This is a genomic window from Mycobacterium sp. KBS0706 (assembly GCF_005938675.2).
In the GTDB taxonomy this organism is placed as follows: domain Bacteria; phylum Pseudomonadota; class Alphaproteobacteria; order DSM-16000; family Inquilinaceae; genus Inquilinus.
In genome coordinates, this window is sequence record NZ_VCCH02000390.1 from 1 (window position 1) to 332 (window position 332).

At 73.8% G+C, this 332-nt stretch carries 1 protein-coding gene; it reads left to right on the top strand.

The annotated features are described in order from the left end of the window. Nucleotides 1-332, top strand: a 332-nt coding sequence (locus FFK22_RS42415; protein ID WP_373683783.1) for a calcium-binding protein, incomplete at both ends; no start/stop codon positions are given.

Sequence of the window (332 nt, forward strand, 5' to 3'; positions counted from 1 at the left end):
GTCCTATCAGGCCGAGGCCTCGGGCGTCGGGGTCAACCTGGCCACCGGGAACGCATCCGGAGCGGCGGCCGGGGACACCTATGTCAGCATCGAGAACGTCGCCGGCTCCAACTTCGACGACCAGCTCACCGGTGATGCCGGCGCCAATACCCTCGCGGGCAATGGCGGCGGCGACACGCTGGACGGCGGCGCCGGTGCCGACATCCTCAACGGCGGCGATGGCGACGACGCGCTCCGCGGCGGGGCCGGGGCCGATCTGCTCGACGGCGGCGCCGGCCGCGACACCGCGGGCTACTACACCAGCGCGGCCGGGGTGACGGTCGACCTGGCCA